The 15,943-nt window shown below is 70.7% G+C and carries 13 protein-coding genes; 10 read left to right on the forward strand and 3 right to left on the reverse strand.

Annotated elements, in window-relative coordinates:
* Positions 1-152: 152 nt before the first annotated feature.
* The gene (locus BLW82_RS30940; RefSeq protein ID WP_093503818.1) at positions 153-467 is read left to right on the forward strand and encodes a hypothetical protein; all 315 of its coding nucleotides are present in this window, start codon (positions 153-155) and stop codon (positions 465-467) included.
* 561 nt (positions 468-1,028) lie between these two features.
* Here the strand turns inward: BLW82_RS30940 and BLW82_RS30945 are convergent.
* On the reverse strand, positions 1,029-2,213 hold the full coding sequence (locus tag BLW82_RS30945) for a winged helix DNA-binding domain-containing protein (protein WP_093503820.1): 1,185 nt from the start codon (positions 2,211-2,213) through the stop codon (positions 1,029-1,031).
* A 473-nt stretch (positions 2,214-2,686) separates the two neighbouring features.
* Between BLW82_RS30945 and BLW82_RS30955 the strand changes: the two genes are divergently transcribed.
* Positions 2,687-2,971: a hypothetical protein gene (locus BLW82_RS30955; protein ID WP_093503824.1), complete on the forward strand. Its 285-nt coding sequence runs from the start codon at positions 2,687-2,689 to the stop codon at positions 2,969-2,971.
* Positions 2,972-2,996: 25 nt separating this feature from the next.
* Here the strand turns inward: BLW82_RS30955 and BLW82_RS30960 are convergent, their stop codons facing one another.
* Both BLW82_RS30960 and htpX read right to left on the reverse strand, forming a co-directional pair.
* On the reverse strand, positions 2,997-3,581 hold the full coding sequence (locus tag BLW82_RS30960; RefSeq protein ID WP_093503827.1) for a PspA-associated protein PspAB: 585 nt from the start codon (positions 3,579-3,581) through the stop codon (positions 2,997-2,999).
* 2 nt (positions 3,582-3,583) lie between these two features.
* Positions 3,584-4,504, reverse strand: a complete 921-nt coding sequence (gene htpX, locus BLW82_RS30965; protein WP_093503829.1) for a zinc metalloprotease HtpX — start codon at positions 4,502-4,504, stop codon at positions 3,584-3,586.
* A gap of 1,797 nt (positions 4,505-6,301) precedes the next feature.
* On the opposite strand from htpX, the gene BLW82_RS30975 reads away from it, so the two are divergent.
* The 8 genes from BLW82_RS30975 (at position 6,302) to BLW82_RS31010 (ending at position 15,916) form a co-directional block, all read left to right on the forward strand.
* A complete protein-coding gene (locus BLW82_RS30975) occupies positions 6,302-6,664 on the forward strand; it encodes a helix-turn-helix domain-containing protein (protein ID WP_093503831.1) in 363 nt (120 codons plus the stop codon).
* 655 nt (positions 6,665-7,319) lie between these two features.
* Positions 7,320-10,235, forward strand: a complete 2,916-nt coding sequence (locus BLW82_RS30980; protein WP_093503833.1) for an AfsR/SARP family transcriptional regulator — start codon at positions 7,320-7,322, stop codon at positions 10,233-10,235.
* Positions 10,236-11,048: 813 nt separating this feature from the next.
* Entirely contained in the window at positions 11,049-11,804 is a 756-nt protein-coding gene (locus BLW82_RS30985; protein ID WP_143063728.1) for a class I SAM-dependent methyltransferase, read from the forward strand.
* Positions 11,801-13,060, forward strand: coding sequence for a diaminobutyrate--2-oxoglutarate transaminase (gene ectB / locus BLW82_RS30990; protein ID WP_093503837.1), 1,260 nt, complete (start codon positions 11,801-11,803; stop codon positions 13,058-13,060). The genes BLW82_RS30985 and ectB overlap by 4 nt, the downstream gene beginning before the upstream one ends.
* A gap of 12 nt (positions 13,061-13,072) precedes the next feature.
* Complete coding sequence (locus BLW82_RS30995) at positions 13,073-14,071, forward strand: isopenicillin N synthase family dioxygenase (RefSeq protein WP_093503839.1); 999 nt, start codon at positions 13,073-13,075, stop codon at positions 14,069-14,071.
* Entirely contained in the window at positions 14,068-14,748 is a 681-nt protein-coding gene (locus BLW82_RS31000; RefSeq protein ID WP_093503841.1) for a 7-cyano-7-deazaguanine synthase, read from the forward strand. Before BLW82_RS30995 ends, BLW82_RS31000 begins: the two co-directional genes overlap by 4 nt.
* Before the next feature lie 52 nt (positions 14,749-14,800).
* Entirely contained in the window at positions 14,801-15,514 is a 714-nt protein-coding gene (locus BLW82_RS31005; protein ID WP_093503843.1) for a 7-carboxy-7-deazaguanine synthase QueE, read from the forward strand.
* A 39-nt stretch (positions 15,515-15,553) separates the two neighbouring features.
* Positions 15,554-15,916 carry a 6-pyruvoyl trahydropterin synthase family protein gene (locus BLW82_RS31010; RefSeq protein WP_093503845.1) on the forward strand — a complete coding sequence of 121 codons (363 nt, stop codon included), beginning with the start codon at positions 15,554-15,556 and terminating at the stop codon, positions 15,914-15,916.
* Positions 15,917-15,943 lie beyond the last annotated feature (27 nt).

The raw sequence follows: 15,943 nt of genomic DNA on the forward strand, positions 1-15,943 counted from the left end.
ATCGTGCCCCATCTGAAAAACCGGCATCCACCTGGGAGTTCGGCGCCTCTGCGGTCTGTCTCGTTGTCAGTGACGGACGGTATACTGGACGCAGTGTTCGAGAGGGTCGCCGGGAGGTCCGGGGGCGCTCCGACCGCGACAGGAGGATGCCCGTGCCCGCTGCCGCACTGAAGCCGAAGTCCCTGCCGACCCAGTCCACCGCGAAGCGTGCGGTGCTGCTCGACTCGCCGTACGCGCCGGCGGAGAAGCGTCCGCTGCCGGCCGGGCGGCCACGCGAGTGGTACGTCACCCACAACCGCCGCCTGAAGGCCATGCGCCTGGCCATCGCCCTGCTCGACTCCGGCGTCTACATGCCGGGCCAGGCGCGCAACGAGACGATACGGAGCACGGCGGAGAGCATCGGGATCCACCCGCCGTCGGACACGACGTGCCACATGGTGCGGGCTCTGATGCGATATTCACGGTGAGCCGGTGTGCCGGGTGCGGCGTGTTTCACGCGGCGCCCGGCACTTGGCGCCTGGGGGCCGTCGCCCCCAGGCCCCTGCATCAGGGGTGTGGCCTCCTGTGTTTCGGCTGCGGGCCGGTGGGGGTCGGCCGCGCAGTTCCCCGTGCCCCTTACGGGGGCCGGCAAGCGCCCCCGCCTGGGGGTCGTCGCCCCCAGGCCCCTGCATCAGGGGTGTGGCCTCCTGTGTTTCGGCTGCGGGCCGGTGGGGGTCGGCTGCGCGGTTCCCCGTGCCCCTTACGGGGGCCGGCGAGCGCCCCCGCCTGGGGGTCGTCGCCCCCAGGCCCCTGCATCAGGGGTGTGGCCTCCTGTGTTTCGGCTGCGGGCCGGTGGGGGTCGGCTGCGCGGTTCCCCGCGCTCCTTACGGGGGCCGGCAAGCGCCCCCGCCTGGGGGGCGCCGCCCCCAGGCCCCTGCATCAGGGGTGTGGCCTCCTGTGTTTCGGCTGCGGGCCGGTGGGGGCCGGCTGCGCGGTTCCCCGCGCCCCTTACGGGGGCCGGCAAGCGCCCGTTAAGCGTCCCCCGGGCCTCACCCGCTCAGCTCCCGTTCCAGTGGCGTCCGGAACCGTGGCGTCACCTTGGCGGCTCCCGCCCAGCCCCGCAGCCGTTCCGCCTCCGCCGCGACCGCCTGCTCCGCCTCTCTCCGGATGCCCGGCTCGGGGATCCGCCAGACGATCTCGCCGTCCCGGCGCTGCGCCCAGCCGCCCACCACCAGCCCGTTCCACCACACCGTCGGTCCCACGTTGCCGCTTCTGTCGAAGAGCAGTGGCCGCAGCTCCGGCGGCAGGTACCAGTCCCGCCGCTGCCATGCCATGGCCGTCGGGTCGAGAGCGGGGAGCAGGGCCGCCCAGGGGCGGGACGGCGCGGTGACCGCCGGCAGGTCGCCGGCCGTCACGTACCCCGTCTCGTCCTCGTCCAGGGTCACCGGCTCCGCTCCGATCGCGGTCAGCGCCCGGCGGACCTCGGTCACCCGCCACCCCGTCCACCACTTGAGGTCCGCCTCCGTGGCCGGGCCGCAGGCGTGCAGCCAGCGGTTCAGCAGGGTCGCCTGGGCCTCGGCCGGGTCCAGCTCCGGATGGTCCGGCGCCGCCGCCCAGCGGAACTGGCTCGACGTCCAGGAACCCAGCGGGCGGCCCCGCACCACCTTGCCCTCCACGCCCAGGACCCTCAGCAGGCGCGACGAGACGGTGTGGACGCCCTCGTAACTCTTGCCGGCGGCGTACGGGAACTGCTCGCGCAGGCGTGGCTCGGCGGCCGTCAGTTCCGACGCCGTCGCCTGGCCGAGCCGGGCCAGCTCGGCCAGCGTCGCGGACTCGACCTCCGCGAGCCAGGCCGCGTCCGGGGCACCGGCCCGCGCCATGTCCTTCAGCAGCGCGGCGCGTTCGCGCGCGGCCACCGTCAGGCCCGTGGAGGCGTGGACCACCGCCGTGAGCTCCGCGGGGAAGACGAACACCGTGTGCCGCATGCCGTGCATCCGCACCAGGGCGCGGTCCTCGTACAGGGCCCGCTCCGTCTCCGGCACGGTCTTCACCGCGTCGGCCAGCCGTGCCCCCACCGCCAGGTACACCGTCGCCGGATCCGAGCCGTGCAGCGCCACCAGCGCCTCGGCGACCTCCTCCGGCGTCGTCGCCCGCGCCGCGCCCGCCAGCCGGTGGCGCAACGCCAGCCGGGCCCGCCGCTCCGCCACCCCGATGTGCCGCCGCCCGCCGCTCATGCCGACCTCCCCGTGGACTCCGCCTGACCGCATCCTGCCCGACGCCACTGACAATCACCGGTTCGCCGGCGCAGGCTCACCTCCGCCGGCGCGCCGCTGCTTTCACCGTGGCCGGAGAAGCCGGAGGCCAGGGCGGGGCAGCCGAAGGCCAGGGCGGGGCAGCCGTGGCCGGCGAACTCCGCGGGCAGCGGGCGCAGTCGTACTCGTGGGTGAAGCCGGTGAGCTGGACCGTGCCGCCCCTTCACCCACGGCCGCGCCCTCGCGTGCCCGCAGGAAAACAGGATGCACGCCCAGTGACCGGCTCCCTACGCTGGAGAGGCGTTGCGGAGTGGTCGACCACCGCTTTCCGAGGGGCAGGCCGCGCCTCCGGGACTCGGGACTACACTGCCGCGCACCGATGGACGGCCGCCCGTCCCCCGCGTGCCGTCGGATCCGTCGACCGCTCACACCACACCACGCCACGGAGGCCCGTCATGGGCACCATCGTCATATCCGGAACCGTCGTTCTGGTCATCCTCGGATTCGGCAACCACAACTGGTGGCTCGCCGCCGTCGCCCTGCTCTTCCTGTACGTGCAGTACGGGCGGGGCTCGTCGTCGGCCTCCTCGTCGGGCGGTTCGTCCGGCGGGGGCGGGGGCATGGCCGGCGACTACAAGACGTACCGCGACCGCCGCGACCAGCAGGCCAAGTGGGAGCGCCGCTACCGCCGCGAGCGCCCCCTGGAGTTCCGGCGCCAGCAGAAGGAGAAGGGGAAGTAGGCGGGCCGCGGATGCCCCTGGCCGGTCACAGGCCGGGGGCACCCCAGACCGGGAACCAGCGGCTGAGGTCCTGCTCGATCCGCAGGTCGTTCGCGAGCGCCGCCTTCACCTGCAACTCCAGTGCACTGTCGCGCCGCTGACCGGAACCCGGCAGCGGCGCGAAGGGGTAGAAAGTGCCCCGCTTGTAGAGGTAGACGAGCGCGAGCCTGCGCCCGCGCTCGTCCTCGAAGGCGGCCAGGGAACAGAGCAGCTGCGGGCCGAAGCCGTTGACCTCCATCGAGCTGTTCACCGCGTGCAGGTCGTTGACCAGCTGCGGAAGCTGCTCGGGGGAGCGCTGCGAGACCAGCCAGGAGTACCCGTAGTCGTCCTGCTGCAGCTCCACCGGGACCCCGGCGCGGTCCGAGTCCGCGTCGAGGAGTGCCTGGACCTCCCGGTGGGTCTGCTCGAAGGCCGCGCCCTCCACGGTGGCGAAGCACACCGCGCCCCCGCCGGTGGGCCGGAACCCGGCCGCCGCCTCCAGCGTCACCGCCGCCGACGGCAGTGCGAACAACTGGTCGAGATCGGGTGCGACCGGCTTCGTACGGCCCAGCAGGATGTCCAGGAACCCCATGCTCACCCGGCCTTTCCGGGCGTCGCCGCCTCACCCAGCTCCGCCGAGATCCGCCCCAGCTGCTCAAGGCGCTGCTCCAGGGGCGGGTGGGTGGAGAAGAAGCGCTCGATGCCGGGCTCCTTGCCGGTCGCCGGGGTGAAGTAGAACGCGTTGAAGGCCTGGGCCGTGCGCAGGTCCTTGGTCGGGATCCGGGCGATGTCACCGGAGACCTTGGTCAGTGCCGACGCCAGCGCGGAGGGCCGGCCGGTGAGGTGGGCGGCGGCCCGGTCGGCGGCCAGCTCCCGGTACCGGGACAGCGCCCTGATCAGCAGGAAGCTGATCGCGTACACGGCCGCGGAGACCCCGATGATCGCGGCGAACACCGCGGCGGTGTTCTGGTCCCGCCGGCCTCCGCCGAAGAGCTGCGAGTAGAACGCGAACCGCACGATGAGCCCGGCGATGACCCCCAGGAAGGACGCGACCGTGATCACGGCGACGTCCTTGTGCGCCACGTGCGACAGCTCGTGCGCGAGCACGCCCTCCAGCTCGGCGGGCTCCAGCCGCCGCAGCAGCCCCGTGGTCACGCACACCACGGCGTGGTCGGGGTTCCGCCCGGTCGCGAACGCGTTCGGCATGTCCATCTCGGAGACGGCGACGACCGGTTTCGGCATGTCCGCGATGGCGCACAGCCGGTCCACCACGGCGTGCAGCTCCGGGTACTCCTCCCGCTCCACGACCCGCCCGCGCATGGCGAACATCGCGATCCGGTCGGAGAACCAGAACTGCGCCACGAACATCGCGCCCACCAGCACGACGACCAGCAGCCACGACTTCAGCAACACGATCAACGCGGCAACGAAGCCGACGTACAACAGCCCGAGCAGGAACAGCGTGACCGTCATCCGTACGGTCAGCCGGCGGTCGCTCCGGAAGCGGCTCTGCATCTTGCCTCACCCCGCAGTCAGGCACTCGTCCCGCTGTCCAGTGTGCACCTGCCAGGGGCAATGAGAAGGTTCCGAACATGCCTAGTAGCGGCAAAAGGTACCTGTGAGGGGTCGCGGCCCCGCGCGGCCCCGCCCCGCCCACGCGGCGGGGCCGCGTACATCGGATCCGGCCCCACGCCCCTTGCGGCGCGCCGGTGCGCGGTCCTCGTCAGTAGGGCGAACGCGGCCGGAATGCAACCCAGCAGTACGATCACCGCTGCCACACGCCCCGGTACCCTCCGTCGACACCCGGGACGACCCGCGCGGCACCACTGGATGACGACCTGCGCGGCGCGACCGGGTCTGGATCCGGCCGGAGCGGTACCGGGCCGGGCGGGTTCTCCCGCCACCTGGCGGCCGGCCCGCGCGGACGCGGACACCGCCCACGACTTCAGTCGGGCGACGCAGCGCACTTCCGGCGTCCGTGCCGCACACCTTGTATACACCGCCGCTCCGGCACCGGCCGTGGCCCCGTCCATGGCCGATTCCCGCCCTCCAGGAACGCCGGAATCGTCTACCGGCACAAATCCAAGGAATCACGTCCGGCTGAGACGGTTTCTGGTCCTTTATTTCACCGTTCATGGTGCGCGTGCTCATGAGAGGCGGTGAAGGGTGAGGATTCCCCCTATGTTAACGAGATGATGCCGAAGGGCGGAAAGTTCACTGTTGCCCCTGTGTTGTCGGTCACTTGCGCATGCGAACACGGCGGATCTCGCATCGCATCATTTGGATCCACCCGTCCAACTGGATTGGCGGAGCCTTTGCTTCTTCATTGACGATCATTTGGTTTGGCTGTCGCACCGACCGGGCGGTAGGTCAACTCGGCCCTGGTGGAGGAGCGGGAGCGGGGGGTCGACGGCGCCGCGGACGGGCGGGACGCCGCCGGTCGCCGGGGGCCGGGATTGGCCTGATGGTGCTGTCATCTGCGGTTCGGGCGGGCGTCGTTGGTGTCGTTCGTCGGCCCGCTCCTCGAACCGGTGCCGATGCGGAAGAGCACCTCTCGTGCCCGCGCGCCGTCGGCTCCGCCGCGATCGCCGTGACGGCAGGGCGTGGTCCGGGACGGAGCGGGGGTGAGAAGGGTCTTCGCCGTGGTCTCGGTTCCGGAAGGGCTGGATGTCGGTCCAAAGGAATTTCGAGAAACTCTGCGCGCGTCGCGCGTGAACTCTGAGGGGTCGCCAGGTGCCTGTCGATGAGCGGAACGCCGCTACTTGGCCTTGTCAAGCCCGCTCCGCAGCACAGCGATTCCGGACTGAAAGTGCATCATGTTGTGCCTATGGGGTGGAAGCCACCTCCGATGCGATCGTGGAGTTGACAGTCCGGGGAGGATGAGTGAAAGTTCATTTGCCTCAGAAAGCATGTTTGTCGCTCATGGAGTTCATATGCGGACTGCCGCAAGGGAATTCGGCTTGCCGGGGATGGCGAGGCGCAACAACCGGCCGGTCCGGGTGGGTACGTGAGCACTTCGTACGGTCGGGACGAGGACATCACCCTGGCTGGGTGCCTGCTCGACCATAACCGGTTCATGACCTTCGACGGCGAGCCGGGAGCCGGCGAGCACCGGCCGGCGGTGGAGTACGGCACGCCGCGAGCGGTCCACGACCGGAGCCGTCAACGTCCGTCTGCCGCAGAGCAGTCGGCGTTCTGCCGGCCGGCCGCCTTACCCGGGTCCTCCACGACCTCGCGCCCGCACCGGTACGGGCGCCGCCGTCGCACGCCCCTGGCCCTCTCGGGCTCCGGGAGCGGGCCGGTGATCCCCCCATGCCGTGCCGGCAGGGATGGCTGCGCACGTACACCGCCGCGGCCCGAGTCCTGGCAGGAAACCGTGTACGTGCCCAAGCGCGGGCCGGAGCGGCCCTGTCGGCACGACAGACCATCGCCTGCGCGCCGGACGGGGACGGTGCTGCCTGCGCCGGGCAGCGGTCCTCCCCGGCCGGCCGGGAACGGCAGATCGTCGACCTGCTCGCCGAGGGCCCCGCAGACCAACGGATCGCGATGCGGCTGCAGAGCGCGGTCCACACCCCCGAGACCAGCGTCCGGCGCGTACGTGAGCAGCACGGTCCGCACTCGCGGGCGCACGCGGCGGCCTGGTCGGTGCGGCAGTTCGCCCGCCCGGTGACCTGACCGTGCGGGAGCCGCCCCTGCGCACCGCCGGGCCGAGGAGGCTTGAGCAGCGCGTGAGCAGGAGCGCGGCCGTCGATGGCTACAAGGATGGCACCCCCCCCATGAACACCAGCAATTCCCCAGTGAGCCCTGGCCGCGCGCCTGGCCCCCACCCAGGTCCGGCCGCGACGCCCGACACGACGGACCGCTCGATCGCAGGAGTGGGCACGGCGGTACCGGAACGCTTACTCCCGCACCCGGCGCGAGTGCCTGCGAAAGCAGGCCGGGTATGCCGTTCCCACCGGAAGTGCCGCGGACGGCGGGTGCCTGGCGGACTCCGGCCGGCCGTACGCCGACGTGGGCCACACCCGTGCCGTACCGGCCTGTCCGCTTCAGGCCTGAGCGCCCTGCTCAGCGCAGAACTCGGCGTCGGCCGCGTGGACGGCAGTGCGTCAAGTGGCTCCGCCCGTCTCGCCGGAGCGGCCCCGCCGAGCCGACGTGGCTCCAACCGCTCTGCGGGCGCACGGACTTCACGGGGCGCCGGTAGGTGACAGCCGAGCTTCAGGGTGTGTCTGGCGAGGCAGCCGGTTACGGTCGAGCAGCCAGGCGCGGACGAGTATCTCCGACTTTGCAAGCCGGACTTCATCGCCTGGCTGGTACCACAGAAAGGGTATGCATGGCAGCCTCGTTCGGTTACGGCGGCAGCGGCGTAGCAGCGGTCCCGTTCCGGGTGCTCGGGCCGCTCGAGGTGAGCGGCGAGCGGGCGGCCGTGTCCGTGGCATCGGGGCGTCAGGAAATAGTCCTCGGAGCTCTGGTGCTCGAGCTGAACCGGATGGTGGAGACCACCTATCTGGTGGACGCCATCTGGGCTCACCATCCGCCGAAGACCGCACGCGCCCAGGTGCAGATCTGCATCTCCCGGCTCCGCAGGGCGCTTTTGGACGGGGGAGTCGACGCCACCATCGAGACCCGCGCCCGGGGCTACATCCTGAAGGCTCCGGAGGGCGCGACCGACGTCGGCAACTTCCGGCGCCTGGTCGCAGAGGCACACGCTCTGGCCCGTGACGGCCTGACGATGCCTGCGGTGGAGGCGCTTCGCTCGGCGACCGCCCTGTGGCGGGGGCGGTGCCTGGCCGGTGTACCCAGCGAAGTCCTGGCCGGCACGGCAGCGCAGTGGGACGAGAGGCGCCTGGAGGCGGTGGAGACCTGCATGCGGCTGCAGCTGGAGCTGGGCCGTCACGAGCACCTGGTCGGTGAGCTGATGCAGCTCGTCGCGGGCCATCCGCTGCGTGAGCGGCTGCGCGGGTACCTCATGGTGGCGTTGTATCGTTCGGGCCGGCAGGCGGAGGCACTCGACGCCTACCACCAGGGCCGCGCGTTGCTCACCGAGGAACTCGGCCTGGACCCGGGCAGGGAACTGCAAGACCTCGCGCAAGCGATCCTCACCGACGACCCTGTCCTGGCACTGGCCGAACAACCCGAACCTCGTGCCGTCGTGGCGACGCAGGCCGCCCAGCCGGCGCAGGAGTCCGGTGCCGATCCCAACCCCGTCACCACCCCCCGGCAGCTGCCCGCCGACGTCTACGACTTCGTAGCCGACGACAAGATCGTCTCGGCGATCTGCGACGCCGTCACCGAAGGACAGTGCAAAGGGCCGCTGAGCGTGGCCTTGGTACTCGGCGGGGCCGGTGTCGGCAAGAGCACGCTGGCCACGCACGTGGCGCACCGTCTGGCGGCCGAGTACTTCCCGGACGGCCAGCTCTACTGTGATCTCGGAGGGCTGGGCGGCCGGCCGGTGGACCCGGCTCAGGCGCTGGGGCGATTCCTGCGGGCACTGGGCATACCCGGCGAGACCATCCCCGATTCACTCGACGAGCGCGCGGAGATGTATCGCAGCCTGCTGGCCGGTCGCCGGATCCTGGTGTTGCTGGACGACGCGGTGAGCGACTCGCAGGTGATGCCCCTGTTGCCCGGAACCGGCAGCAGCGGCGTGCTGGTCACCAGCCGCAGCCTGCACACGGCGTTGCCGGGTGCACACCGGTTCGACCTGGAGCCGCTGAGCACGGAGCAGGCCCTCCGACTGCTCGGAAGGATCGTCGGGGAGCGCCGGGTCGAGGGTGAGGCGGAGGCGGCGCGGGACCTCGTACGCCTGGTGGGCGGGCTGCCGCTCGCGCTGCGCATCGTCGGCGCGCGTCTGGCCGCGCGCCCGCACTGGTCACTGACCTTCATGCGGAACCGGCTCCAGAACGAGCACCGCGGGTTGGACGAGCTGGCACACGGAGAGCTGTCGATCCGGGCAAGTTTCTCCCTCAGCTACGAGGGCCTGACGGCGGCCGAACGTCGCCTTCTGTGCCTGCTCGGCCTGGCCGAGGGAACGGTGATTCCGAGCTGGCCGGGTGCCGCCCTCGCCGACGACCGCACGCCGTGCACCAACGACCTCTTGGAACGGCTCGTCGACACGCGGCTGCTCGACATCACGGCCATGGACCAGGACGGGGAGACCCGGTATGGGATGTCGCCCCTGGCGCGGACGTTCACCCGCGAACGGCTGGCCGCGGAGATTCCCGAGGCGGAACGTGTCGAAGCGGTGCGGCGCATGGTCGGTGGCTGGTTGGCACTCGCCGAGCGGGCGCACAAGGAGGTCTACGGCGGTCGGTACATGTTCGTGTCCGGCCGGGCCGAGCGCTGGCATCCGCCGGAGAACGTCGTGCTGCGGTGCCTCCGCGACCCGCTCGGGTGGCTGGAGAGCGAGCAGGAAAACCTTGTGGGCGCGGTGGAGTTGGCGGCCCGGTTCGGGCTGGACGAGCTGTGCTGGGAGTTGGCCACCAGTCTGGTGACGCTGTTCGAAGCCCGTGGCTGTCCCGACCTCTGGGAGCGCACCCATCGGGTGGCGCTGACCGCGGTGCAAGAGGCCGGCAACGAACGGGGCCGGGCGGCTGTTCTCGGCTCCTTGGGGACCCTGTACCTGCATCGGGGCGACTACAAGGCGGCGGGCCCTTACCTCAGCGCCGCCCTGGGGATGTTCGAGCGGGTCGGTGAGGTTCGTGGCCAGGCGCTGTCCTTGCGCGGCCTGGCGCGCATCGAGCGGCACCACGGTGACGACGACCGGGCCATGACCCTTTACGAGAGCGCCGAGCGGAACTTCGGGCGGGTGGAGGACGTCATCGGTCGCGCGTATGTCCTTGGCGAGATGGCGCGCATCACGATGCGTCGAGCGGATTTCGCGCAGACCCGTACATATATCGACGAAGCCCTCGGCATCTGCCGGTCGATCTGCTTCGACCGGGGCCAGGCCCTGTTGCTGCGGCGGCTGGGCCAGATGCTGATGTACCAGCAGCAGCACGAGGCGGCGGAACGGATCCTGCTGGAAGTTCTCGCCATGGTCAGGGCGAGCGGCGATCTGGTCGTGGAGGGGTGTGTGCTGCACGACCTCGGCCGGGTCAATGCCGATCTGCGTCGCCCGGAACACGCCATCGAGTACTACTCGCAATCGGCCAGGATCCGGGAGCGGACCCTGGACCACGGCAAAGCCGCTGCTACACGGGCCGACATCGTTGCCATCCTGGACAGGCCGGTGCCGTCGGTCGGCTGACACCGTCCGGCGGCCTGCGTCACGTCCAGGGCGTGTCCTCGGTGGCCGGGCGGCCGGCAGGCGTCCGGGCAGCCGACGACTCCTGCCGGGCGTCTCGGCTCTCCTTCGACGAAGCCGTCGACCTTTCCCGGTGAGGACGATGTCCGGACGCCGTTGAGGACGAGGGCGGCTCCGCCACGGCCGCGTCGTCGGCTCAGGTGCCAGGGGCTTCCCCGCGCCTGCGGGGCTTCGCCGAAGCAGTCGTGCGTGACCTTGCTTCCGGTCTCGTCGTCAGGAACGGAGCCGAAGGGACGGAACTCCGCGAGGTACGGGCACCCGGCGCGAGCGCGCGGTTCGGCGGTCACCGATGCCCGGCGGCCGCCGTCGGGAGGTCCGCTCGACGCCCCGAAGCCGGAGTGGACATCGCCGAAGGTGTCCCCTGACCGCCGAGACCGCGCCGTGGACGTCCGCGATCGGGAAGCGTGCGCCGATGCCTGATCGAACCAGCGTCGGCCAGGTCTCCATCGCGGCCGCATGCCCCCGCTATCACCGTGTTATCCCGGCCCTGTCCCCCATGGATGCCGGGTCGATAGGGCGACACCGGAGATTGGGTCCTGCCGACCTCAGCACCCCTTCAGCGGACGGCGCGCAAGGAGAAGTCCCATGACCGTAGTGACCGGGGACGCGGTGACGCCCGCCCTGATGGCTCCCTACCGACGACATTGTTGACGCTGCCGGTTCGGCCAGGAACCGCCGCAGCGCCATCACAGCGTGTGGCCTGTGACCCTTCAAGCGGTTTTCCCTGCCGGATCGACCCAACCGAGTCAGGTGATCATGAACCCCGAATTCTACTCGCGGGTTGCCGACGAGTTCGGCGAATATACCAGCGGCGGGCTTCGTACGGACGTCTTTCCGGACGGTGACCCGGAGGCTGCGTTCGACGAGCTGGCGAGGGCCCAGGGCGGCCCGGACGGCCGGCTGGTCGACGTCGGCTGTGCCGACGGGCGCAGCCTGCTGAGGATCGCCCCGGCGTTCGGAAGCGTGCTCGGCATCGACATGTCGGCGTCGATGCTGGAGTCCGCCGAGCGGAGGCGCGCGGGGATGGGGCTGGAGCATGTCGGGTTCGAGCGGCGTGACGCGTCCCGTACCGGCCTTCCCGACGGGGAGGCCGACGTGCTCACGTGCCGACGAGGGCCGTTGTTCCCCGCGGAGTTCCGCAGAGTGCTCAAGCCCGGCGGTCACCTGATCTACATGGGCATCGGCGAGACGGATGTCCGCGAGCTGAAGGAGACCTTCGGCCGGGGGCAGCTCTACGGCCGCTGGGACGGCAGACCGGTGATGGACGAGGTGGTGTCGGAGCTCGTCGGAGCCGGTTTCACGGTGGTGCTGGAGAAGGCCTTCCGGACCGAGGAGTTCTACCACTCGCCGGTCGAACTCGACAGGTTCCTGCGCCAGGTGCCGATCTTCGAGGACTACGACTCCGAGGCGGACCGCGTTCTGTTCGAACGCTATGTGGCATCGGCAAGCAGTGGTCGTGGTGTCCGGCTCGACCGGCACTGGTTCGTGGTCCAGGCGAGGAGGACGACATGACGATCTTCGACGACCTCGAGTCCGAGGTCCGCAGCTACAGCCGGCTGTGGCCGGTCGTGTTCGACCGGGCACAGGGCAGCCGGCTGTTCTCCGAGGACGGCCGGCCCTACCTGGACTTCTTCGCCGGTGCGGGTGCGCTCAACTACGGTCACAACAACCCCTTCCTCAAGCAGGCCCTGCTGGACTACATCGTCCGGGACGGGGTCTCGCACGCGCTGGACATGTCCACCGTGGCGAAGCGGGACTTCCTGGAGACCTTCCAGGACCTCGTCCTGACGCCGCGGGAGCTGAGCTACAAGGTGGCGTTCCCCGGTCCGGGGGGCGCGAACGCGGTCGAGGCGGCGCTGAAGCTCGCCCGGCGGGTCACCGGACGGCAGTCGGTGGTGAGTTTCACCAACTCCTATCACGGGATGACCCTGGGGGCCCTCGCGGTCAGCGGCAACGCGACGAAGCGCGCGGCCGCCGGCGTGGCTCTGACCCTGACGACGGCGCTGCCCTACGACGGTTATCCGGGCATCGGGGAAACCGGCCCGCGCCACCTCGACCGGCTGTTGTCGGACCCGGGAAGCGGGCTGGACCGGCCGGCCGCCGTCATCGTGGAGACCGTTCAGGGCGAGGGCGGGCTGCGGGCCGCCGACGCGGACTGGCTGCGCGACCTCGCGGAGGTGTGCGAACGGCACGAGGTGCTGCTCGTCGTGGACGACGTCCAGATGGGCTGTGGCCGCACCGGGTCGTTCTTCAGCTTCGAGGACGCCGGGATCACCCCCGACCTGGTGTGTCTGTCCAAGTCCATCGGAGGGTTCGGCCTGCCGCTGGCTCTCACCCTCATACGGCCGGAGTTGGACGTCTGGAAACCGGGCGACCACAACGGGACGTTTCGCGGTGTCAGCGGGTCGTTCGTGACCGGGGCGCAGGCGCTGCGCTCCTACTGGAGCGACGGGACGCTGGAGAAGTCCACCCGCGAGCGAGCGGAGCGGATCGCGGCGGCCTTGGGCGCCGTCGCCGACGAGCACCCCGGGGAGGGAATGGAGGTCCGGGGCCGGGGATTCGCGGCCGGACTGCGGTTCACCACGCCCGGTGTGGCCCGCGCGGTGTGCGTCGCGGCCTTCGAGAACGGCCTGCTGATGGAGACCTCCGGTGCGGCCGGCGACGTGGTGAAACTGCTGCCCCCGCTGACCATCAGCGACGACGACCTGGACGAGGGTCTCGACATCATCCGTACCTGCGTGGCACGGGTGCTCAAGCGGACCAAGTGAGAGGCCAAGGCTGTGCCAGGAAAGATTCCCGAAGTCGACCTCGAGGCGTGGCACAAGGCGTCTGACGCCGAACGTGCGCTGATCTCCGCGGAGTTGGATGCCGCACTGCGCAACACCGGAATGTTCCTCGCGTCCGGGCACGGTGTGCCGCGAGCGGTGATCGACGACTTCCGGGACATCGCGAAGCGGTTCTTCGCGCTGCGCAAGGACGTCAAGGCCCGGTACGCCATCGAGGCCGCGTACGACAGCGGGTGGCTGGAGATGCATCCCCCCGGCGGGGTCGGGGTGCCGGTGAGCGAGGGCGAGGACGCCCCGAGCGCGCCGGATCTCCACGAGTCGTTCTACGTGGGGCCCGGTCACCGTACCGGCGACGAGCAGCGGGACCGCTTCAACTATCCGGCGAACCGCTGGCCGGTCGAGCTGCCGGAACTGCGGGTGGCGGCGGAGGCGTACACCACGCACATGGTGCGGGTGGTGCAGGCGGTCAACGAGGTGCTCGCGGTCACGCTGGGGCTGCCGGAGGATTTCTTCACCTCGCGGGCGCGGCGGGCGACGTGGACGCAGAACGCCAGTTGGTACCCGTCGTACTCGAGCATCGGAGAGGTGGCCCGCGGTCAGTTCCGCAACGGACCGCACACCGACCTGGGGACCGTCACGTTGCTGAGCCGGCAGCGCGGTGTGGGTGGGCTGCAGGCGTGGGACGAGGAGGGCTGGTTCTCCCCGCCCTACAGCCCGGACTCGCTCATCGTCAATCTCGGTGACCTGATGGAGCGGTGGACCGACGGCCGGTGGCGGGCGCTGAAGCACCGGGTGCTGCCGCCGAGCCCGTCGGCACCGGACGAGGAACTGCTCTCGCTGGTCTTCTTCTTCGAAACCGACCCCGACACGCTGATCGAGCCGTTGGCCGCTCCGATCGGCGGGGGCCGGGGGATGTCACCGGTGTACGCGCGGCGGAGCGTCCTGGAGACGCTCGGTGTCGCGCCCGACTCCATTCCGGGGGCCACGGCATGAGCACAGTCGTCACCGTGGTGTCCGGCGGAATCGACTCGGTCACCATGGCGCATCACCTGGCCGCCGAGGGCCACGACCTTCAGGTGCTGGCCGTCGACTACGGCCAACGCCACCGCAAGGAGCTGCAGTTCGCCGCCGCCGCCGCACAGCGGCTCGGCGCGCCGTACGAAGAGGTCGATCTGCGCTCGCTGCGCGGCGTCATGCGCGGATCGTCGCTGACGGATCCGTCCGTGGCCGTGCCCCGCCCGGATCGGCCGGTCGGCGGGAACCCGAACATCGTGCCGAACCGCAACGCCGTACTGCTGTCGGTGGCCTTCGCGCTGGCGGTCACCGTGCGGGCCGATGCCGTCGCCTTCGGCGTCATGGCCGAGGACGTCGGCCCGTCCGACACCTCTCCGGAGTTCCTGCGGCTGTTCCTCGAGATGGAGCGGGTGGCGACGAGGGGTTCGCTCCGGCCCGAGGTCGAACTGCTCGCCCCGCTGATCGAACTGCCGAAGACCGGGGTCGTGGCTCTCGGCGAGAAGCTCGGCGTGCCCTGGGACCAGACCTGGACCTGCTTCCGCGGTGAGGACATCCACTGCGGCGCGTGCGCGGCGTGCGTGGAGCGACGCGGGGCTTTCGCGGACCTCGGCATCACGGACCCGACGGTCTACCGCGAAGCGTGGACACCGCGGTGACCGCCGCCGGCCGCCTCACCGGTGGCCCCGACACGGAAGGACGCGGTGCCGCGTGGAACCGGAACTCGTAGTCAACGAGATCTTCGGCCCGACCGTCCAGGGCGAGGGCCGGTCCCTCGGCCGCAGGTGCGCGTTCCTGCGGCTCGGCGGATGCAACCTGTCGTGCACATGGTGCGACACGCCCTACACCTGGGACTGGACCGGAGCGGGCGACTCCGGGGTCGCGTACGACCCCCACCAGGAGTTGCACCGCCGTCCCGTCCGCGAGGTCGCCGAGGAACTCCTAGCGTTCGGCGTCGAGCTGATCGTCATCTCCGGCGGCGAGCCGCTCGGCCAGCAGCGCCGACTGGTCCCACTGGTCGAGCTGCTCACGGCGCGAGGCCTGGAGATCGAGATCGAGACCAACGGGACCCACGCGGCGGACCCGGCCCTGGTGGCCGCCGGAGTGCGCTTCAACGTCTCGCCGAAGCTGGCCCACTCGGGTGACGCGGCCCACCGGCGGATCGTGCCGGCCGCGCTGAAGAGCCTCGCGGCGACCGACGGCACCACCTTCAAGTTCGTCTGCCGCGACACCCGAGACCTGGACGAAGTGGCCGCGCTGGTCTCGGAGTTCGGGCTCGACCCGGTCTGGATCATGCCGAAGGGGCAGACCGGCGCCGAGGTGGGCCGGCACATGGCCGAGCTGGCCGACGCGGTGATCGAACGGGGCTGGAACCTCACCACACGCCTGCACACCTTGTTGTGGGGCGACAAACGAGCTGTCTGAACGCACGGCCGAATCAAGCGAGAAGGACGAATCACGGACATGACGCTGCGCATCACGAAGAAGTTCGAGTTCTCCGCCAGCCATCGGCTCTCCGGCCTGGACGAGGGACACCAGTGCGCCCGGCTGCACGGCCACAACTACGTCGTCGAGCTGGAGCTGAGCGCCGATCTCACCGAACTGACACCGACGGGATTCGTCCGCGACTACGGCGAGCTGGCCTCCTTCAAGTCGTGGCTCGACCAGACGCTCGACCACCGTCACCTCAACGACCTGGTGGACGACAACCCCACCGCCGAGAACCTCGCGGTGTGGCTCTACGAGTGCTGGTCGAAGGAGTTCCCGGAGCTGACCTCCGTGCGTGTCTCCGAGACTCCCAAGACCTGGGCCGAGTACCGGCCCTGAAACGCCGGCCGGCTGACGAGAGCAGCC

Origin of the sequence: Streptomyces sp. Ag109_O5-10 (assembly GCF_900105755.1) — a bacterium.
Taxonomy (GTDB): Bacteria; Actinomycetota; Actinomycetes; order Streptomycetales; family Streptomycetaceae; genus Streptomyces.